Here is an 18,802-nt window from a genome sequence, read left to right as displayed (position 1 = left end):
GAGGCCGGACCCAGGGCTCGCAACAGTACTCCATTCGGACCACGTGCGTGGATCGGCGCGCCGCCCAACTTCTGGCAAGGGGAGGGACTTGGCCGCCCCTGACCCGTTTTATCGATCATGAACGTGGCGTACTTCACGTAATCACCAGAAACGGAACTAACGGTTTCGTCCGTACGTCCCTTTCTCGTGCAGTCGGCCGATCAGATCCCGAAGATCGGTCATGTACGGGAGAGGCAGGCAAGGTCCGGGTATGCGTGAAAGGCCCGAGAGCGGTGACGAGCCGAGTACGGGGCAGGAGGTGAGGAGGCGGCGGATCGACCTGAGCGTGGCCCAGGTCGCGGGCAGCGCGGTGGCCGCCGTGGTGGCCGCGAAACTCGCCTCGTACTTCGGTGTCTACGGCACGATCCTGGGGGCAGGCGTCGTCAGTGTGGTCGCCACCTGCGGCGGTTCGGTCTTCCAGCACTTCTTCCGGCGCACCGGCGAGCAGATCCGCACCGCGACCGTCTCCGTCCGGCCGGTCGCCGGGACTCCCGGCGTCAGCGCGGCACCGGCTCCCGGGGGTGGCGCACCGGTCCCCGGCGAGTTCTCCGAGGGCACGGTCTACCGGGCCCGCGTCAAGAGCTGGAAGCGGCCGCTGATCGCGGCGGCCCTGGTGTTCGGCGTCACCATGGCCGGGATCACCGCGTACGAACTGGTGTCGGGCAGCAGCTTCAGCGGCCGCGGCGGCACCACGGTCGGCGACGCCGTGACGGGCCACCGGGGGAAGGCGGCGCCGTCCGGCGGCGAGACCCCGGCGCCGTCCGGCTCGCCGGGGGGAACCACCGGAACGGATGACGGGGCGTCGCCGGGTGCGGGTGTCTCCGGCGGTCCCGGACAGGGCACGGCCGGGACCTCGACGCCGACCCCGGACGGCGGCACGCACTCGGGCACGGGGAGCACGGACGGCACGGGCACCGGTTCCGGGGACAGGACCCCCGCGGGACCGGGCACCGACTCGGGAACGGGCTCAGGCTCGGGCCCGGACTCGGGCTCGGACGGCACGCCGGGCACCGGCGGAACGGCCCCCGCGCCCGGCGCCTCGGCTACTGCCCCAGCACCCTCCGCAAGTAGTCGTTCCGGAAACGGCGTTCCGGATCCAGCCGGTCCCGCAGCGCGGTGAACTCACCGAAACGCGGATACACCCGGGCGAAGTACTCCGCGTTCCTGGTGTGGATCTTCCCCCAGTGCGGCCGGCCCTCGTGCGCGGTGAAGATCCGCTCGGCCGCGGTGAAGTAGCGCTGGTAGGGCGTGCCGCGGAACATGTGGACCGCGACGTAGGCGCTGTCGCGCCCCGACGCCGTGGACAGGGCGATGTCGTCGGCGGGCGCGGTGCGCACCTCCACCGGGAAGCTCACGCGCAGCCCGGAGCGGTCCACCATCGCCTTCAGCTCGCGCAGGGTGTCCGTCAGCGCCGCCCGCGGAACGGCGTACTCCATCTCCACGAACCGCACCCGCCGCGGCGAGGTGAAGACCTTGTACGGGATGTCGGTGTACGTCCGGGCCGACAGCGCCCGGCTGGAGAGGCGGGCGATGGCGGGGACGGTGGCGGGCACCGCGCGGCCGACCCAGTTGGCCGCCTGGAAGACGCCGTTGGAGAGGAACTCGTCCTCGATCCAGCCGGCCAGCGGCGCCACCGGCGCCTCGGGGCCCGCGCTGCGGTTGTTGCGCTTGGTGTTGGTGCTGCCGGTGTGCGGGAACCAGTAGAACTCGAAGTGCTCGTTCTCCGCCCAGAGCTGGTCGAACTCCGCCAGTACCCGGTCCAGGGGCATCGGTTCCTCCCGGGCGGTGAGCAGGAAGACCGGCTCGACGGCGAAGGTGATCGCCGTGACGATGCCGAGCGCGCCCAGGCCGATCCGGGCGGCCGCGAAGACCTCCGGGTTCTCCTTCTCGGAGCAGGTGAGCACCGAACCGTCGGCCGTGACCAGTTCCAGGCCCTTGATCTGGGCGGAGAGGGAGGCGGACTCGCGGCCGGTGCCGTGGGTGCCGGTGCTGGTCGCCCCGGACACCGTCTGCTCCATGATGTCGCCCATGTTCGTGAGGGACAGCCCCTCACGCGCGAGGGCCACGTTCAGCCGCTTGAGCGGGGTGCCCGCCTCCACCGTGACGGTCATGGCCTCGCGGTCGATGCCGCGGATGCCGGTCAGCAGCCCGGGGCGGACCAGGACCCCATCGGTGGCGGCGATGGACGTGAAGGAGTGGCCGGTGCCCACCGCCTTCACCGGCAGACCGTCCTCGGCGGCCCGCCGCACGGCCGCGGCCAGTTCGTCCACGGACGCGGGCGTCACCTCCCGGGCGGGACGGGAGCGGACGTTCCCGCCCCAGTTACGCCATATGCCGTTCTTCGCGCTCGCCGTGCTGCCCAACGGAGCCTCCCCGACCCGGAGCCGGCCTGCTGAGCCGGCGGTACCCGAGGAAACCGACCGCGACCGCGACGGCCCCGGACACCGCCGGAACCCCGTACCCGGAGCGCGCGCCGGCCGCGTCGATCACCCAGCCGGCCACCGACGAACCCAGCGCCACTCCCACCGCCAGCCCGGTACTCACCCAGGTCATGCCCTCGGTCAGGTGCGCGCGCGGTACGTGCTCTTCGACGAGGGCCATCGTCGTGATCATCGTGGGAGCGACCGACAGGCCCGCAACGAACAGCGCCACGGCCAGAAACGGCAGGTTCCCGACCAGTAGGAGGGGGATCATACTCACGGCCATCGTGCAGACGCCCAGGAGCCAGCGGCGGGCGGGCGCTCCCGACGGCCGCAGCAGGCCGAACAGCACGCCCGCCGTGCACGAACCCGCCGCGTACAGCGCGAGCACGACACTGGCGGCGCCCTTGTGCCCCCGCTCGTCGGCGAAGGCCACGGTGACCACGTCCACCGCCCCGAAGATCGACCCGGTCGCCACGAAGGTGGCCACCAGCACCTGGAGCCCGCGGGCCCGCAGCGCCGAGCCGCCGCCGTGCTGCTCGCGCGGGTGCGGCTCGGGCTCGGTGCCCCGCTGGGCGGTGAGCCAGAAGACGCCCACCGCCAGGAAACAGGCGGCCAGCAGCGGCCCCGCCTCGGGGAACCAGGCCGTCGAGAGCCCGATGGAGACGATCGGCCCGAAGATGAAGCAGACCTCGTCCACCACCGACTCGAACGAGTAGGCGGTGTGCAGCTGCGGGGTGCCCCGGTACAGCGCCGCCCAGCGCGCGCGGACCATCGCCCCCAGCGACGGCACCGAGCCGATCCCGGCCGCGCACACGAACAGCACCCAGTCCGGCCAGCGGAAGTACGCGGCCAGCAGCAGCCCGGCCGCCGCCGCCAGCGAGACGAGGGTCGCCGGGCGCAGCACCCGGCTCTGCCCGTGCCGGTCGACCAGGCGGGATATCTGCGGTCCGATGGCCGCGGCGGCCAGGGCGATGGTGGCCGACAGCGCGCCCGCGAGCCCGTAGCGGCCGGTGAGCTGGGAGATCATCGTGACCACGCCGATGCCCATCATCGACAGCGGCATCCGGCCGAGGAAACCCGCGGCGGAGAAGCCCTTGGAGCCGGGCGCGGCGAACAGGGCGCGGTACGGGCTGGGCACAGGGTCTCCGGGGATCCGGTAAGGCGTGAAAGAAGCTGATACAGCTTACGGCCCGGCCGGCCCCCGCCGCATCCGGATATGCGGCCGGCGGCGCACCGGCCCCGCGGGCAGGGGTGCGCCTGTCCTGCGGGCAGGGAGTGCCCGGTCCCACGGGCAGGGAGTGCCCGGTCGTGCGGGGCCGGGGGTGCGCGGTCGTGCGGGTCGGCGGCCCGGCCGTCGGTGCCGGGTGGCAGGATCGAGACATGTCAGACGCGCTCGATGCCACTCCGTACGACGCCCTGCTCCTGCTCTCCTTCGGCGGCCCGGAGGGGCCGGACGACGTGGTCCCGTTCCTGGAGAACGTGACGCGCGGGCGCGGCATCCCCACCGAACGCCTGAAGGAAGTCGGGCAGCACTACTTCCTCTTCGGCGGGGTCAGCCCCATCAACGCCCAGAACCGCGCCCTGCTGGACGCCCTGCGCAAGGACTTCGCCGAGCACGGCCTGGACCTGCCGGTCTACTGGGGCAACCGCAACTGGGCGCCCTACCTGACGGACACCCTGCGGGACATGGTCCGCGACGGCCGCCGCCGCATCCTCGTCCTCGCCACCAGCGCGTACGCCTCCTACTCGGGCTGCCGCCAGTACCGGGAGAACCTCGCCGACTCCCTGGCGGCCCTGGAGGCCGAGGGCCTGGAGCTGCCGAGGGTCGACAAGCTGCGGCACTACTTCAACCACCCCGGCTTCGTCGAACCCATGATCGACGGCGTGATCGAGTCCCTGGCCGGCCTTGCCGACGACGTCCGTGACGGCGCCCACATCGCCTTCACCACCCACTCCATCCCCACCTCGGCCGCCGACACCTCCGGCCCGGCCGGGGAGCACGGCGACGGCGGGGCGTACGTCCGCGAGCACCTGGACGTGGCGCGGCTGATCGCCGACGCGGTCCGCGAACGCACCGGCGTCGACCACCCCTGGCAGCTCGTCTACCAGTCGCGCTCCGGCGCCCCGCACATCCCGTGGCTGGAGCCCGACATCTGCGACCACCTGGAGGAGCGGCACGCGGCCGGGGTCCCCGCCGTCGTCATGGCACCCATCGGCTTCGTCTCCGACCACATGGAGGTCCTCTACGACCTCGACACGGAGGCCACGGCCAAGGCCGAGGAACTGGGCCTGCCGGTGCGCCGCTCGGCCACCGTGGGCGCCGACCCCCGTTTCGCCGCCGCCGTGCGCGACCTGGTCCTGGAGCGTGCCGCCACCGAGAGCGGGCGGCAGGTCACGCCCTGCGCCCTCGGCGCGCTCGGCGCGAGCCACGACCTCTGCCCGGTGGGCTGCTGCCCGGCCCGCGCCCCGCGTCCCGCCGCCGCGGGCGCCGACAGCCCCTACGCGTGAGGACCCCCATGACCGACGCCCTGCACACGGAACTGCTCCAGCTCGCCCTCCAGGCCGCCGCCCGCGCCTGTGACCTGCTCCGGGACGGCCGCCCCGCCGACCTGGGGGTGGCCGCCACCAAGTCGAGCCCGGTCGACGTCGTCACCGAGATGGACATCGCGGCCGAGAAGCTGATCACCGGCCTGATCGCCGACCGGCGCCCCGACGACGGCTTCCTCGGCGAGGAGGGCGCCGCCACCGAGGGCACCAGTGGCATCCGCTGGGTCGTCGACCCGCTCGACGGCACCGTGAACTACCTCTACGGCCTGCCCAGCTGGGCCGTCTCCATCGCGGCCGAGCAGGACGGCGAGACCGTGGTGGGGGTCGTGGCCGCCCCCATGCGCGGGGAGACCTTCCGCGCGGTGCGCGGCCGGGGCGCCTGGGCCTCTGGCGCCTGGGCCGGTGAGCGCAAGCTGGCCTGCCGCGCGGACGCCCCGCTGGACCAGGCCCTGGTCTCCACCGGCTTCAACTACGTCGCCGACGTCCGCGCACACCAGGCCGAGGTCGCCGGGCGGCTGATCCCGCTCGTCCGCGACATCCGGCGCGGCGGCTCGGCCGCGATCGACCTGTGCGACGTGGCCGCGGGCCGCCTCGACGGGTTCTACGAGCGGGGTCTGAACCCCTGGGACTACGCGGCCGGTGACCTGATCGCCCGGGAGGCGGGCGCGCTGACCGGTGGCCGCCCCCAGGAGCGCGTCTCCCGCGAGCTGACGATCGCCGCCACCCCCGGCGTCTTCGAGCCCCTCCAGCGCCTCCTGGAGGACTTCGGCGCCTGGCACGACGGGATGTGACGGCCCGGCCCCGTGCGGGGCGCCGGAGCCGCTGCCGGACGACGAACGTGCTCAGCGGCCTCCCGGCAACGGCCCGAGCGCCCCGAGGGCGAACGAGCGAGAACAACGCGAACGGGACCCCGGCGCTGGATTCGCCGGGGTCCCGTCACGCGTGCGGGCTGGTCAGACGCCGGACACGGCGACTTCCACACCGTGTTCGGCGGCGAGGCGGCGCAGGTCGTCGAGTTCGGCCAGCTCCACTTCGACGAGGAAGTCGTCGCCCTCGTCACGAGCCCGCGTCAGGTCGGACTCGGTCGCCTTTATGCGCTGCAGAAGTCCTGCGGTGAATGCGTCCATGCTGCGCCCCCTCGTCCTGGGTCGTGGGTCGGTGGCACGGGGGTGTGCCGTCGGGAAGGGGCGATCACGTCTCCATCAGGTGCCCAGCGCTGCCCTGCCGGGCGGCGACGGTGCCGGACACCCACGCCCACTCTGCGGAAGCGGATCGCGACGTACCGCATGGTGGTGCGGTACGTGCAGAGCGTGATCGCGGGGTGTAAAGCCGTCCTCCCCCAGCTCCCTGTGCCGGAAACCTCAACCGCCCGAGAAAGTTCCGCATTCCCGTCCGCCGCCTGCCCCGCGCACCCGCTTCCCACACGCCGCTCACGGCCCCCGCTTCCCCGGCTTACAGCCGACTTATGGCCGAAAAGGGCAGGATGGAGGCAACACACCCATGAAGATCCCTGCCCGCGTGCGCCCGAGCGGCGTCGCGCGGGCGGACACAGGAAGGACAAGCGACGTGCGCGTACTCGTCGTCGAGGACGAGCAGCTGCTCGCCGATGCGGTGGCCACCGGACTGCGCCGGGAGGCCATGGCCGTCGACGTCGTGTACGACGGTGCGGCCGCTCTGGAACGCATCGGCGTCAACGACTACGACGTGGTCGTCCTCGACCGCGACCTCCCGCTCGTGCACGGCGACGACGTCTGCCGCAAGATCGTCGAGCTGGGCATGCCCACCCGCGTGCTGATGCTCACCGCCTCCGGCGACGTCAGCGACCGGGTGGAGGGTCTGGAGATCGGCGCCGACGACTATCTGCCCAAGCCCTTCGCGTTCAGCGAGCTGACGGCACGCGTGCGGGCCCTCGGCCGGCGCACCAGCGTGCCCCTGCCGCCCGTCCTGGAGCGCGCCGGCATCAAGCTCGACCCCAACCGCCGCGAGGTCTTCCGCGACGGCCGGGAGGTCCAGCTGGCACCCAAGGAGTTCGCCGTCCTGGAGGTCCTCATGCGCAGCGAGGGCGCGGTGGTCTCGGCCGAGCAGCTCCTGGAGAAGGCCTGGGACGAGAACACCGACCCGTTCACCAACGTGGTGCGCGTCACCGTGATGACCTTGCGCCGCAAGCTCGGCGAGCCCCCGGTGATCGTCACTGTGCCCGGCTCCGGCTACCGGATCTGATCGGCCGTGGCAGCGTCACCCGCGCCGCCCGAGGCGCCCCCGAAGCCCACCTGGGACCCGCGCAGGCCGGAACCGCCCTTCCCGTGGCTGCGCCCGACCATCCGGATACGGCTCACCCTGCTGTACGGCGGCATGTTCCTGATCGCCGGCATCCTGCTGCTGTCGATCATCTACCTGCTCGCGGCCAACGCCTTGAACGTCGGCAGTGAACTGCCGTTCAAGATCGTCTCGGGTCAGGTCTCCAGTCAGACCTGCAACTTCCCGAACCCGACGACGGCGGACGAGCTGAACCACGCCATGAACGAGTGTGCGAACCAGCAGCGCCAGCACGCTCTGGACGACCTGCTCAGCCGCTCGCTGCTCGCCCTGCTCGGCCTGGCCGTCATCGCCTTCGCCTTCGGCTACGCGATGGCGGGCCGGGTCCTGGCACCGCTGGGCCGGATCACCCGCACCGCCCGCGCGGTGGCCGGCTCCGACCTGTCCCGGCGCATCGAGCTGGACGGCCCGGACGACGAGCTGAAGGAGCTGGCGGACACCTTCGACGACATGCTGGAGCGGCTGCAGCGGGCCTTCACCGCCCAGCAGCGCTTCGTCGGCAACGCCTCGCACGAGCTGCGCACCCCGCTGGCGATCAACCGCACCCTGCTGGAGGTGCACCTGTCCGACCCGCAGGCGCCCGTGGAGCTGCAGCAGCTCGGCAAGACCCTGCTGGCCACCAACGAGCGCAGCGAGCAACTGGTGGAGGGCCTGCTGCTGCTCGCCCGCAGCGACAACCAGATCGTCGAGCGCAAGCCGGTGGACCTGGCCGAGGTCGCCTCCCGGGCGATCGACCAGGTGCACGCGGAGGCCGAGGCCAAGGGCGTGCGGATCCGCGGCGAGCGCAAACCCGCCGTCGTCCAGGGCAACGGCGTGCTGCTGGAGCGGATCGCCCTGAACCTGGTGCAGAACGCGGTGCGTTACAACATCCCGGAGGAAGGCTGGGTGGAGGTGACGACGGACGTCGGGCACGGGCAGGCGGTCCTGGTCGTCACGAACACGGGACCCGTCGTCCCGGCGTACGAGGTCGACAACATCTTCGAGCCCTTCCGGCGGCTGCGCACCGAGCGCACCGGCAGCGACAAGGGTGTCGGTCTCGGGCTGTCCATCGTGCGTTCCGTGGCGCGGGCGCACGGCGGGCACATCGCGGCCCAGCCCCGTGAGGGGGGAGGGCTCGTGATGCGGGTCACCCTGCCCGTCTGAGACCATGGCGGCGACACCACGAGGGTGTTCGCTCTACGCGGAATTTTCGGGGCCCCTTACCAACCTCTTCCTGTGTGATCGATCACATGGACTGATTTCCGGACGCCTACGGTCCGTGATCATGGAGGGCGGCGAAAAGTCGGAAAAATCCGGGTTTTCAGGGGTCCTGATCACGGGAAGTACACGGTGAGACCGCTTTGAAGTGCACCATTCGAACCGTGTACGGTCCCCATCGCCATCCAAGCCGATCACTCTTGAGGAGTGCGGTTGGGTGTCGATTGAGTAACAGACCTTGATGTGAGGCAAAATCTCCGCCTCGGGTCGGGCACAAGTCCGGCCTCTCACGCGTTACGTGCGCTGGAGACACCCGCAGACACCCAGAGGGGGAGAGCGACATGGCAACCGATTACGACACTCCACGCAAGACCGACGACGACGTCGACTCGGACAGCCTTGAAGAGCTGAAGGCCAGGCGGAACGACAAGTCGACCTCCGCTGTGGACGTCGACGAGTTCGAGGCCGCCGAAGGCCTGGAGCTTCCCGGCGCGGACCTCTCCAATGAGGAGCTGGCCGTCCGGGTGCTGCCCAAGCAGCAGGACGAGTTCACCTGCATGAGCTGCTTCCTGGTGCACCACCGCAGTCAGCTGGCCCGCGAGAAGAACGGTCAGCCGATCTGCCGCGACTGCGACTGAGGCAGGGTCGGCCGTGACCGGCTCGACCCCTCCTTGGAAGCGCCGCTTCTCCCGCGGGGAAGCGGACCCGGAGCCGTCCGACGGCTCTCACGGCGCGCGTGACCACGAGCGAGGCCCATCCCGTCCGTCCGACCGGACAGATGCGACAGCATCCACGGGATCGGCCTCGCTCGCGCAGGTGTCAGGGCGTGGTGACCCTGCCGCCTCGGCGGCACGGCCCGCGCCCCTCGCCAGTCGCCGCATCGCGGTGATCCGCGACCGGGCCGGCGAGGCCGCCAGGAACGGCGTCCGCAGGAGCGGGAGCCGGGCCAGGGCGGCACTGTCCCACCTGGCCGACCGGATCATCGACATCGCCCCCCGGATCCCGGTGCGCGACCTCGCCACGCTCCGCCGGCAGTTCCCGGGCCTGGGCCCCGAGGAGCTGGCGGACAAACTCGTCGCGGGCGCCGCCCACGGGACGTCCACCATCGGCGCCGGGATCGGCGCGGCGGCCATGCTGCCCGTACCGCCCGCCATGCCCACCGAACTGGCCGCGGAGATCACCGGCGTCGCGGCGGTCGAACTCAAACTGATCGCCGAACTCCACGAGGTCTACGGAGTGCGGCCCCCGGGCCACCTCAAAACGCGCAGCGCCTTGTACCTGTCCTCCTGGTCGGGGGAGCGCGGGATCGACGTGACCAAGCCGTCGACCGTCGACGCGGCCCTCGGCGGCCAGATGAAGCGCCGGCTGCGCCAGCAGATCATGAAACGCATGGTCCGGGACCTGCCGAACCTCATGCCCTTCCTGGTGGGCGCGGCCGTCGGCGCCGTCATCAACCGGCGCGACACCAGGAGACTCGCGGCCCGCGTCCGCGCCGACCTGCGCAAGATCCAGGTCCCTTGGGACGAACTGCCCGCCCTGCCGCCCCTGGGGACCCCCGAGGCGCCGCTCCCGATGGACGACGGCCCCGCGAAGCCCGGTCCCGGCGGCGACGGTCCCGGACGGCCCCAACGCTGACGACGGCCCCTCTCGGGCCCCCGGAGCGCCCCGTCTCCCGCCCCGGAGGTTCGAGGCGGCCGTTCCCGGCGCAGCACCCACGGGGCACCCGTTCGTTCCGGTGAGCCCGCACGGGGAGCGCGCGACCCTGCCCGGCGATGCCGGCACCGGGGTCCCCCGGCCGGGCCCCCGCGGGGCCCGCAGGAGCCCTACGCGGCCGTGCCCGGGGAAGTCGCCGCCCGGGCCGCCCGCAGGGCCTCGGCCAGCCGCTCGGGCTCGCGCGTGGACAGGTACAGGTAGGGCGTCGGGTCCTCCGGGTCGGTGACCAGCACGCGCAGCGCGGTGGGGATGTAGGCGCGCAGCAGCAGGAACGCCCGGGTGTCCGCCTTGTAGGTGCGCCAGGCGCGCGCCTCCTCCGCGTCCAGGATCTCCGCGTCGCCCAGGGCCGTGACCGGCACCTTCGCCTCGCCCGCGATCAGCGAGCCGCCCACGACCCGGATGCGGACCGAACCGTAGGAGCTGGCCACGACCGCCGCGACCGCCGTGCCGCCGACCAGGCCGCCGAGCATGGGCAGGGTGCCGAAGGGGAACAGGATCAGGGCGCACGAGACACCGATCAGGAAGCTGATCAGCCACCAGGAACGGGGCGCGGTGAGACGTTCTTCGTACGGCTGGGCGGGAAGCTGCATGAATCCAGCTTGGCACGGTGTCCGGACGACGCCGACGCGCGGGTAAGGTCTGCGCCTGTGAGTGGTAGTTCCGCAGCCCTTCAGCCTCCCGCCGACGCCCAGCGGCCCGTACGGCACCCCGACGCCCCCGCGCCCGGTGAACTCCTCGGCGCGCACTACGACGGGTGCTTCGGGTGCGGCGGCGACCAGCCGCACGGACTGCACCTGCAGGCGCGGGCCGGGGAGGGCGTCCGCATCACCGCCGAGTTCACCGTGCAGAGCGCCCACCAGGGCGCGCCGGGCCTCGCGCACGGCGGCGTCCTCGCGACCGCCCTGGACGAGACCCTCGGCTCGCTGAACTGGCTGCTGCGGACGATCGCGGTCACCGGCCGCCTGGAGACCGACTTCCTGCGGCCCGTCCCGGTCGGTACGACGCTCCACCTGGAGGCCGAGGTGACGGCCGTGGCCGGACGGAAGATCTACTCCACGGCCACCGGCCGCGTCGGCGGCCCCGACGGCCCGGTCGCCGTGCGCGCCGACGCCCTGTTTGTCGAGGTCAAGGTCGACCACTTCGTGCAGCACGGCCGCGACGAGGAGATCCAGGCCGCCATGAGCGACCCGGACCAGATCCGGCGGACCCGCGCCTTCGAGGTGAACCCGTGAGTTCCGCAGGCCGTCCGCCCCTGGACGTGATGATCCGCCGCGTCGATCCCGACGTACCGCTCCCGGGGTACGCGCTCCCGGGCGACGCGGGCGCGGATCTGCGCACCACCGTCGCCCGCACGCTCGCCCCCGGTGAACGCGCCGTTCTGCCCACGGGCGTGTCCATCGCCCTCCCCGAGGGGTACGCGGCCTTCGTGCACCCCCGGTCCGGCCTGGCCGCCCGGTGCGGTGTCGCCCTCGTGAATGCCCCGGGGACGGTTGATGCCGGGTACCGTGGGGAGATCAAGGTGATCGTGGTGAATCTCGACCCGCACGAGTCCGTGCGGTTCGAGCGCTTCGACCGGATTGCCCAACTGGTCGTCCAGCAGGTCGAGAGGGTCCGCTTCCAGGAGGTCGCGGAACTTCCCGGCTCGGCGCGGGCCGAGGGGGGCTTCGGGTCCACCGGTGGCCATGCCGCGGTGGACGGTGAGAGCGGCACAAGCGGCCGGACCGCTAGGGGCGGACCGGCGGGTGGGAATCGATACGCTTCGGTCGTATCCGACCGGGAAGGACAGTGACGTGTTCGGACGTCGCAAGAAGAAGGGTGCCGCCGAGGACGCGGCCGGCGAGGCCGAGCAGGTCGTCGACAACGTCGACACCGAGGCGGACGAAGAGGAAGAGGGCGAGCGCGCGCGAGTGCGTCTCGAGCCCGAACCCCGGCCCGACGGGCCCTGGGACAGCACCGAGGTCGGCGACCCGAACGAGGGCCGCGTCGACCTGGGCGGCCTGTTCGTGCCGGGCGTGGACGGCATGGAGCTGCGGGTGGAGGTCGCGGGCGACGCGATCGTCGCGGCGACCGTCGTCCTGGGGGACAGCGCGGTCCAGCTGCAGGCCTTCGCCGCGCCCAAGCGCGAAGGCATCTGGGGCGAGGTCCGCGAGGAGATCGCGACCGGCATCACCCAGCAGGGCGGCATCGTCGACGAGGTCGAGGGGCCGCTCGGCTGGGAGCTGCGCGCCCAGGTGCCGGTGCAGCTGCCGGACGGCACGGGCGGCTTCCAGGTGGTCCGATTCGTCGGTGTGGACGGACCCCGCTGGTTCCTGCGCGGGGTCATCTCCGGCCAGGGAGCGGTGCAGCCGCAGGCGGCCGGACTGCTGGAGCAGATCTTCCGCGACACGGTCGTGGTCCGCGGCGAGGGCCCGATGGCGCCCCGCGACCCGATCGTGCTGAAGCTGCCCAACGACGCGCAGATGGTGCCCGAGGGCGCCCAGCAGGACGAGGGCCAGTCCCGCTTCTCCGGTGGCATGGGCCAGCTCCAGCGCGGCCCGGAGATCACCGAGGTCCGCTAGGGCCGTGACCGGTCCTGCCGGACCCGGACCACCGCAGGACACCGAGGGCCGCACCCGCCAGGGAGCGGCCCTTTCCGCGTGCCCTCTCCCCGCTTCTGAGCGTCCCCGGGTCCCCTGTCCCACCTGCACACCCGGCCCACCCGCCCTGCCCCTGCCCCGTCCGTCCTCCCGTGCAACGAACGGAAACCAATCCCGGCCACCGTCCGTTGAAGGATTGATCGAACGGGCCGCCGCTCGTGATACTGGCGCCCGGTCCACGGGGGAGCACGACGGGGAGGGCAGCACATGAGCCAGGTCGCCACCGACACGATGGTGCGTGTCGAGAACGTCCACAAGTCCTACGGGCAGGGCGCCGGCGCGGTGCACGCCCTGCGCGGGATCTCCTTCGAGGTGCCGCGCGGTGAACTCGTCGCGCTCAAGGGCCGTTCCGGCTCGGGCAAGACCACCCTCCTCAACATCGTGGGCGGCCTCGACGAGCCCGACGAGGGCCGGGTCGAGGTCGACGGCCGCGCCCTCTCGGAGCTGGGCGAGGAGGGCCTGCTCGCCCTGCGCCGGGACCGCGTCGGCTTCGTCTTCCAGTCCTTCGGCCTGATCCCCATCCTGACGGCCGCGGAGAACGTCGGGGTGCCGCTGCGCATGCGCCGCGCCGACCCCCGTGAGCGGGAGGAGCGCGTGGAACTGCTGCTCTCCCTGGTCGGCCTCGCCGACCACGCCAGGCAGCGGCCCGGCGAACTCTCCGGCGGCCAGCAGCAGCGCGTCGCCATCGCCCGCGCCCTCGCCAACGACCCCGCGCTCCTCATTGCCGACGAACCGACCGGCCAGCTCGACGCGGAGACCGGCCTCGCGGTGATGGAACTGCTGCGCGCCGTCGTCCACAGCCAGCGGGTCACCGCCCTCGTCGCCACCCACGACCTGACCCTCCTCGACCTCGCCGACCGCGTGCTGGAACTGCGGGACGGCGAAATAGTCGAGCACTGAGGGACGGCGGCCCGCCCCCGGACACTCCCCGCCCACGCCGCCGTACGTTCCCCGCCCCCGGCGGGCCGCGCCCCCGGTCTCCCTCCCCGCGCCACGCCCGCCTGACCCGCCCCCGACACGCCCGCCTGACCTGCCCCTCCTTCCGCGTCAGAGTTGCGTCAAAGACCGGTCCGGGGCCCCATCCGGCCCGTTCTGGCCGGATCCCTGGCCGTAAGGTCGACGCTGCGTGCACAGGTGTGACGGGAAGACAATGAGGCCATGGGACGCGGCAAGCTCCGGATCTATCTCGGTGCGGCACCGGGAGTCGGCAAGACCTACGCGATGCTGTCCGAGGCGCACCGCCGGGTGGAGCGGGGCACCGACTGCGTCGTCGCGTTCGTCGAGCACCACGACCGTCCGCGCACCGAGGTGATGCTGCACGGTCTGGAGCAGGTGCCGCGCCGGGAGCTGACGCACCGGGGGGCCGTCTTCACCGAGATGGACGTCGACGCGGTGCTGCGCCGTGCCCCCGCGGTCGCCCTCGTCGACGAACTCGCCCACACCAACGTCCCCGGCTCCCGCAACGCCAAGCGCTGGCAGGACGTGGAGGAACTGCTCGCCGCCGGCATCGACGTCGTCTCCACCGTCAACATCCAGCACCTGGAATCACTCGGTGACGTCGTCGAGTCGATCACCGGCGTGCGGCAGCGGGAGACGGTGCCCGACGAGGTCGTACGCCGGGCCGGCCAGATCGAACTGGTCGACATGTCGCCGGAGGCACTGCGCCGCCGCATGGCGCACGGCAACATCTACCAGCCGGACAAGGTCGACGCCGCCCTGTCCAACTACTTCCGGCCCGGCAACCTCACCGCGCTGCGTGAGCTGGCCCTGCTGTGGGTGGCCGACCGGGTCGACGAGTACCTGCAGCAGTACCGCAGCGAACACCGGGTGTCGAAGATCTGGGGCTCGCGCGAGCGCATCGTGGTGGGCCTGACCGGCGGACCGGAGGGACGCACCCTCATCCGCCGCGCGGCCCGGCTGGCCGAGAAGGGCGCGGGCGGCGAGGTCATGGCCGTCTACATCGCCCGCAGCGACGGGCTCACCGGTGCCTCACCGAAGGAGCTGACCGTCCAGCGCACCCTCGTGGAGGACCTGGGCGGCACCTTCCACCACGTCGTCGGCGACGACATACCGGCCGCCCTGCTCGACTTCGCGCGCGGCGTCAACGCCACCCAGATCGTGCTGGGCTCCTCGCGCCGCAAGACCTGGCAGTACGTCTTCGGGCCCGGCGTCGGCGCCACGGTGGCCCGCGAGTCCGGCCCCGACCTCGACGTGCACATCGTCACCCACGGCCAGATCGCCAAGGGGCGCGGACTGCCCGTGGCCCGGGGCGCGCGGCTCGGACGGGCCCGGATCGCCTGGGGCTGGGTGATGGCGCTCGCCGGTCCGGTGGTCCTCGCCGTGCTGCTCAACGGCGTCGACCTCGGCCTGGCCAACGACATGCTGCTGTTCCTCACCCTGACCGTGGCGGCGGCCCTGCTGGGCGGACTCCTGCCGGCGCTCGCGTCGGCGGCCGTCGGATCGTTCCTGCTGAACTACTACTACACACCGCCCCTGCACCGGCTGACCATCGCCGACCCCAAGAACATCGTCGCCATCGCGATCTTCGTCGGAGTCGCCGTCTCCGTGGCCTCCGTGGTCGACCTGGCGGCCCGCCGCACCCACCAGGCCGCCCGGCTGCGCGCCGAGGCGGAGATACTGTCCTTCCTCGCGGGCAGCGTCCTGCGCGGCGAGACCAGCCTGGAGGCCCTGCTGGAGCGCGTCCGCGAGACCTTCGGCATGGAATCGGTGGCACTCCTCGAACGGCAGAGCGACGTGGACCCGTGGACCTGCGCCGGCCGGGTCGGCACCGGGCGTCCGTCGCAGCGCCCGGAGGACGCGGACGTGGACATGCCCGTCGGCGACCACATGGCACTGGCGCTGACCGGACGCGTCCTGCCCGCCTCCGACCGCCGGGTGCTGGCCGCCTTCGCCGCCCAGGCCGCCGTCGTCCTGGACCGCCGCCGCCTCCAGGAGGAGGCCGACCGGGCGCGTGCCCTGGCCGAGGGCAACCGCATCCGCACCGCGCTGCTCGCCGCCGTCAGCCACGACCTGCGCACCCCCCTCGCCGGCATCAAGGCCGCCGTCTCCTCGCTGCGCTCCGAGGACGTCGAGTGGTCCGAGGAGGACCGCGCCGAGCTGCTGGAGGGCATCGAGGAGGGCTCCGACCGGCTGGACCACCTCGTCGGCAACCTGCTGGACATGTCGCGCCTGCAGACCGGCACCGTCACCCCGCTGATCCGGGAGATCGACCTCGACGAGGTCGTGCCGATGGCGCTGGGCGGGGTGCCCGAGGAGAGCGTGCACCTCGATGTGCCCGAGAGTCTGCCGATGGTCGCCGTGGACGCCGGCCTGCTGGAGCGCGCGATGGCCAACATCGTCGAGAACGCCGTGAAGTACAGCCCGGCCAGGGAGGTCGTGCTGGTGTCGGCCAGTGCCATCGCCGACCGCGTCGAGGTCCGCGTCGTCGACCGCGGCCCCGGGGTGCCGGACGAGGCCAAGGACCGCATCTTCGAACCCTTCCAGCGCTACGGCGACGCTCCGCGCGGCGCGGGCGTCGGTCTCGGCCTCGCGGTGGCGCGCGGCTTCGCGGAGGCCATGGGCGGCACTCTCGCCGCCGAGGACACGCCCGGCGGCGGCCTCACGATGGTGCTCAGCCTCCGCGCGGCCGCACCGGCCGGGGAACCGCCCGCACCGGCCGGGCGGGCGGGCGGAGCGGGCGAAGAGACGGGCGGAGCGGCCGAGGAGACGTCCGCGCCGGCCGAGGAGACGTCCGCGCCGGCCGAGGAGCGGTCCGCGACGGCCGGGAAGTCCGGCGAAGCGGCCGAGCAGCAGGCCGGGCCCCGCAGACCGAGCCCCGTACCCCCAGAAAGGCAGGTTTCATGACCAGGGTGCTGGTGGTCGACGACGAGCCGCAGATCGTGCGTGCCCTCGTGATCAACCTCAAGGCACGCAAGTACGAGGTGGACGCCGCATCCGACGGCCGGAGCGCCCTCGACCTCGCCGCCTCCCGCCACCCCGACGTCGTCGTCCTCGACCTCGGTCTGCCCGACATGGACGGTGTCGAGGTCATCAGGGGCCTGCGCGGCTGGACCCGGGTGCCGATCCTGGTGCTGTCCGCCCGGCACTCCTCCGACGAGAAGGTCGAGGCCCTGGACGCGGGCGCCGACGACTACGTCACCAAGCCCTTCGGCATGGACGAGCTGCTGGCCCGGCTGCGCGCCGCCGTCCGCCGCGCCGAGCCCGTCGGCGGCGGCGAGGACGGCCTGACGACGGTGGAGACCGCGCAGTTCACCGTCGACCTCGCCGCGAAGAAGGTCAACCGGGGCGGCAAGGACGTACGGCTGACCCCGACCGAGTGGCACCTGCTGGAGGTGCTGGTGCGCAACACCGGCCGCCTGGTCAGCCAGAAGCAGCTGCTCCAGGAGGTGTGGGGACCCTCGTACGGCACGGAGACGAACTACCTGCGCGTCTACATGGCACAGCTGCGCCGCAAGCTGGAGGCCGACCCGTCGCACCCCGAGCACTTCGTCACCGAGCCGGGGATGGGCTACCGCTTCGAGAAGTGAGAACGGCGTGGGGCGGGACCGGCGGGGGAGAGGAAGGCCGGGGTGAGCGCGGTTACGGTCCTGCCGCCCCACCCCGGTACCCTTCAGACATGAGTGCTGTTCCTCGCCCCGAGAAGCCGACGGGCCGGTTCCGGCGCATGCTCGACCGGCTCTCCTCGTCGCAGGAGGACCTGGAGTCGGAGGAGCTGCGCGAGGACACCGAGACCGCGGGGTGCACCCGGATCGGTGACTGCCACGACCGGCAGATCGTCACCGTTACTGGTACCTTGCGCACGGTCACCCTGCGTCCGCGCGCCGGAGTCCCGGCCCTGGAGGCGGAGCTGTTCGACGGCTCCGCGGCCCTGGACGTGGTGTGGCTCGGCAGGCGCTCCATCGTGGGTATAGAACCGGGGCGCAAGCTGATCGCATCGGGCCGGATCTCCATGAGCCGGGGCCGCCGGGTGCTGTTCAACCCCAAGTACGAACTGCGACCCCTCGGACGGGAGTAGCCCGTGACGTCACTCGACAAGCCGACCGAAGAGACGACCGCCGACGACGGGGCCAGGGCGGTGACGGAGGCCGCGCTTTTCGAGGCGTTCGGCGGAGTCCGGGGCATGGTCGAGACCGTGCTCCCCGGCCTGCTCTTCGTCAGCATCTTCACGGTCAACAAGGACCTGCACTGGTCGGCGATCGCCGCTCTGGCGGTCTCCGTGGTACTGGTCGCGGTCCGGCTGGTGATGCGGGACACCGTCAAACACGCCTTCAGCGGCGTCTTCGGCGTCGCCTTCGGCGTGGTCTTCGCGATGATGACCGGCAACGCCAAGGACTTCTACCTGCCGGGCATGCTCTACACCCTGGGCCTGAGCCTGGCCTACATCGTCACGGCGCTCGCCGGGGTCCCGCTGATCGGCCTCATCCTCGGCCCGGTCTTCAAGGAGAACCTCTCCTGGCGCACCCGCAACCCGGGCCGCAAGAAGGCGTACACCAAGGCGAGCTGGGCCTGGGGCCTGATCCTGCTCGCCAAGTGCGCGATCCTCTTCCCCCTGTACTGGTGGGCGAACACCGCGCAGCTCGGCTGGGTCCTGGTCGCCCTGAAGATCCCGCCCTTCCTGCTGGCGGTCTACCTCACCTGGGTGTTCCTGGCCAAGGCGCCCGCGCCCATCGACGTGTTCGCGGAGATGGAGGCGCAGGAGAAGGCCGAGGAGGAGCGGAAGGCCGCCCTGGCGGCCGAGCGCGGCGACGCCCCCGACGGCACCCCCTCGGCGGGCCCGGCGGCAGGCCGCCACCGCCGCGAGGCGTAGCCGGCTCCCCCCTACGGCGACGAGGGGGGGGCCGGCGTCGACGGGCGGCCCGCCGAGTTCCGTGCAGGAAACTAGATAAAAGAAAAAAAAAATCCACAAAGCAA

Annotated in this window: 19 protein-coding genes; 15 read left to right on the top strand and 4 right to left on the bottom strand. The window is 72.3% G+C overall.

The window, feature by feature from the left end; genetic code table 11:
* Positions 1-250 precede the first annotated feature (250 nt).
* Positions 251-1,159, top strand: a complete 909-nt coding sequence (locus ABZ719_RS30125; protein WP_366728315.1) for a hypothetical protein — start codon at positions 251-253, stop codon at positions 1,157-1,159.
* On the opposite strand, the gene ABZ719_RS30120 is transcribed toward ABZ719_RS30125, so the two are convergent.
* Complete coding sequence (locus ABZ719_RS30120) at positions 1,083-2,402, bottom strand: D-arabinono-1,4-lactone oxidase (protein ID WP_366728314.1); 1,320 nt, start codon at positions 2,400-2,402, stop codon at positions 1,083-1,085. The genes ABZ719_RS30125 and ABZ719_RS30120 overlap by 77 nt on opposite strands.
* The gene (locus ABZ719_RS30115; RefSeq protein WP_366728313.1) at positions 2,362-3,600 is read right to left on the bottom strand and encodes an MFS transporter; all 1,239 of its coding nucleotides are present in this window, start codon (positions 3,598-3,600) and stop codon (positions 2,362-2,364) included. Before ABZ719_RS30115 ends, ABZ719_RS30120 begins: the two co-directional genes overlap by 41 nt.
* A gap of 242 nt (positions 3,601-3,842) precedes the next feature.
* On the opposite strand from ABZ719_RS30115, the gene ABZ719_RS30110 reads away from it, so the two are divergent.
* Both ABZ719_RS30110 and ABZ719_RS30105 read left to right on the top strand, forming a co-directional pair.
* Positions 3,843-4,970 (top strand): ferrochelatase, encoded by a 1,128-nt coding sequence (locus ABZ719_RS30110; protein WP_366728312.1) that lies wholly within the window; start codon positions 3,843-3,845, stop codon positions 4,968-4,970.
* Positions 4,971-4,978: 8 nt separating this feature from the next.
* Positions 4,979-5,800 carry an inositol monophosphatase family protein gene (locus ABZ719_RS30105; protein ID WP_366728311.1) on the top strand — a complete coding sequence of 274 codons (822 nt, stop codon included), beginning with the start codon at positions 4,979-4,981 and terminating at the stop codon, positions 5,798-5,800.
* A gap of 162 nt (positions 5,801-5,962) precedes the next feature.
* Here the strand turns inward: ABZ719_RS30105 and ABZ719_RS30100 are convergent, their stop codons facing one another.
* Positions 5,963-6,136 (bottom strand): hypothetical protein, encoded by a 174-nt coding sequence (locus tag ABZ719_RS30100; protein WP_199811615.1) that lies wholly within the window; start codon positions 6,134-6,136, stop codon positions 5,963-5,965.
* Between the two features lie 439 nt (positions 6,137-6,575).
* Between ABZ719_RS30100 and ABZ719_RS30095 the strand changes: the two genes are divergently transcribed.
* The 4 genes from ABZ719_RS30095 (at position 6,576) to ABZ719_RS30080 (ending at position 10,157) form a co-directional block, all read left to right on the top strand.
* A complete protein-coding gene (locus ABZ719_RS30095) occupies positions 6,576-7,229 on the top strand; it encodes a response regulator transcription factor (RefSeq protein WP_028424348.1) in 654 nt (217 codons plus the stop codon).
* A gap of 6 nt (positions 7,230-7,235) precedes the next feature.
* Positions 7,236-8,468: a HAMP domain-containing sensor histidine kinase gene (locus tag ABZ719_RS30090; RefSeq protein ID WP_366728310.1), complete on the top strand. Its 1,233-nt coding sequence runs from the start codon at positions 7,236-7,238 to the stop codon at positions 8,466-8,468.
* A 395-nt stretch (positions 8,469-8,863) separates the two neighbouring features.
* Positions 8,864-9,160: a DUF4193 domain-containing protein gene (locus ABZ719_RS30085; protein ID WP_005481602.1), complete on the top strand. Its 297-nt coding sequence runs from the start codon at positions 8,864-8,866 to the stop codon at positions 9,158-9,160.
* Positions 9,161-9,173: 13 nt separating this feature from the next.
* Positions 9,174-10,157: a hypothetical protein gene (locus tag ABZ719_RS30080; RefSeq protein ID WP_366728309.1), complete on the top strand. Its 984-nt coding sequence runs from the start codon at positions 9,174-9,176 to the stop codon at positions 10,155-10,157.
* Positions 10,158-10,345: 188 nt separating this feature from the next.
* Here the strand turns inward: ABZ719_RS30080 and ABZ719_RS30075 are convergent, their stop codons facing one another.
* The gene (locus ABZ719_RS30075) at positions 10,346-10,825 is read right to left on the bottom strand and encodes a DUF3093 domain-containing protein (protein ID WP_366728308.1); all 480 of its coding nucleotides are present in this window, start codon (positions 10,823-10,825) and stop codon (positions 10,346-10,348) included.
* A 57-nt stretch (positions 10,826-10,882) separates the two neighbouring features.
* Between ABZ719_RS30075 and ABZ719_RS30070 the strand changes: the two genes are divergently transcribed.
* The 8 genes from ABZ719_RS30070 to ABZ719_RS30035 all read left to right on the top strand — a co-directional run bounded on the left by ABZ719_RS30070 (position 10,883) and on the right by ABZ719_RS30035 (position 18,698).
* Complete coding sequence (locus ABZ719_RS30070) at positions 10,883-11,467, top strand: PaaI family thioesterase (protein ID WP_366728307.1); 585 nt, start codon at positions 10,883-10,885, stop codon at positions 11,465-11,467.
* A 29-nt stretch (positions 11,468-11,496) separates the two neighbouring features.
* The gene (gene dut, locus ABZ719_RS30065; RefSeq protein ID WP_366728345.1) at positions 11,497-12,024 is read left to right on the top strand and encodes a dUTP diphosphatase; all 528 of its coding nucleotides are present in this window, start codon (positions 11,497-11,499) and stop codon (positions 12,022-12,024) included.
* A 1-nt stretch (position 12,025) separates the two neighbouring features.
* Positions 12,026-12,793 (top strand): DUF3710 domain-containing protein, encoded by a 768-nt coding sequence (locus tag ABZ719_RS30060; RefSeq protein WP_366728306.1) that lies wholly within the window; start codon positions 12,026-12,028, stop codon positions 12,791-12,793.
* A gap of 285 nt (positions 12,794-13,078) precedes the next feature.
* Entirely contained in the window at positions 13,079-13,771 is a 693-nt protein-coding gene (locus ABZ719_RS30055) for an ABC transporter ATP-binding protein (protein ID WP_366728305.1), read from the top strand.
* A gap of 258 nt (positions 13,772-14,029) precedes the next feature.
* Entirely contained in the window at positions 14,030-16,735 is a 2,706-nt protein-coding gene (locus ABZ719_RS30050) for a sensor histidine kinase KdpD (RefSeq protein ID WP_366728304.1), read from the top strand.
* Entirely contained in the window at positions 16,732-17,418 is a 687-nt protein-coding gene (locus ABZ719_RS30045) for a response regulator (protein WP_366728303.1), read from the top strand. The genes ABZ719_RS30050 and ABZ719_RS30045 overlap by 4 nt, the downstream gene beginning before the upstream one ends.
* Before the next feature lie 89 nt (positions 17,419-17,507).
* Positions 17,508-17,906 (top strand): OB-fold nucleic acid binding domain-containing protein, encoded by a 399-nt coding sequence (locus ABZ719_RS30040; protein ID WP_078884073.1) that lies wholly within the window; start codon positions 17,508-17,510, stop codon positions 17,904-17,906.
* A gap of 3 nt (positions 17,907-17,909) precedes the next feature.
* On the top strand, positions 17,910-18,698 hold the full coding sequence (locus ABZ719_RS30035; protein ID WP_366728302.1) for a DUF3159 domain-containing protein: 789 nt from the start codon (positions 17,910-17,912) through the stop codon (positions 18,696-18,698).
* Positions 18,699-18,802: the final 104 nt, after the last annotated feature.

It is taken from the genome of Streptomyces sp. NPDC006743 (assembly GCF_040703815.1).
Taxonomy (GTDB): domain Bacteria; phylum Actinomycetota; class Actinomycetes; order Streptomycetales; family Streptomycetaceae; genus Streptomyces.
This window is presented reverse-complemented; position numbering and strand designations above follow the sequence as displayed.

What these genes read in the sequence shown, in the direction of transcription:
- ABZ719_RS30125 (WP_366728315.1), top strand. Translation starts at nt 251, where the DNA reads ATGCGTGAAAGGCCCGAGAGCGGTGACGAGCCGAGTACGGGGCAGGAG.
- ABZ719_RS30110 (WP_366728312.1), top strand. Translation starts at nt 3,843, where the DNA reads ATGTCAGACGCGCTCGATGCCACTCCGTACGACGCCCTGCTCCTGCTC.
- ABZ719_RS30105 (WP_366728311.1), top strand. Translation starts at nt 4,979, where the DNA reads ATGACCGACGCCCTGCACACGGAACTGCTCCAGCTCGCCCTCCAGGCC.
- ABZ719_RS30100 (WP_199811615.1), bottom strand. Translation starts at nt 6,136, where the DNA reads ATGGACGCATTCACCGCAGGACTTCTGCAGCGCATAAAGGCGACCGAG.
- ABZ719_RS30085 (WP_005481602.1), top strand. Translation starts at nt 8,864, where the DNA reads ATGGCAACCGATTACGACACTCCACGCAAGACCGACGACGACGTCGAC.
- ABZ719_RS30075 (WP_366728308.1), bottom strand. Translation starts at nt 10,825, where the DNA reads ATGCAGCTTCCCGCCCAGCCGTACGAAGAACGTCTCACCGCGCCCCGT.
- dut (WP_366728345.1), top strand. Translation starts at nt 11,497, where the DNA reads ATGATCCGCCGCGTCGATCCCGACGTACCGCTCCCGGGGTACGCGCTC.
- ABZ719_RS30055 (WP_366728305.1), top strand. Translation starts at nt 13,079, where the DNA reads ATGAGCCAGGTCGCCACCGACACGATGGTGCGTGTCGAGAACGTCCAC.
- ABZ719_RS30050 (WP_366728304.1), top strand. Translation starts at nt 14,030, where the DNA reads ATGGGACGCGGCAAGCTCCGGATCTATCTCGGTGCGGCACCGGGAGTC.
- ABZ719_RS30045 (WP_366728303.1), top strand. Translation starts at nt 16,732, where the DNA reads ATGACCAGGGTGCTGGTGGTCGACGACGAGCCGCAGATCGTGCGTGCC.
- ABZ719_RS30040 (WP_078884073.1), top strand. Translation starts at nt 17,508, where the DNA reads ATGAGTGCTGTTCCTCGCCCCGAGAAGCCGACGGGCCGGTTCCGGCGC.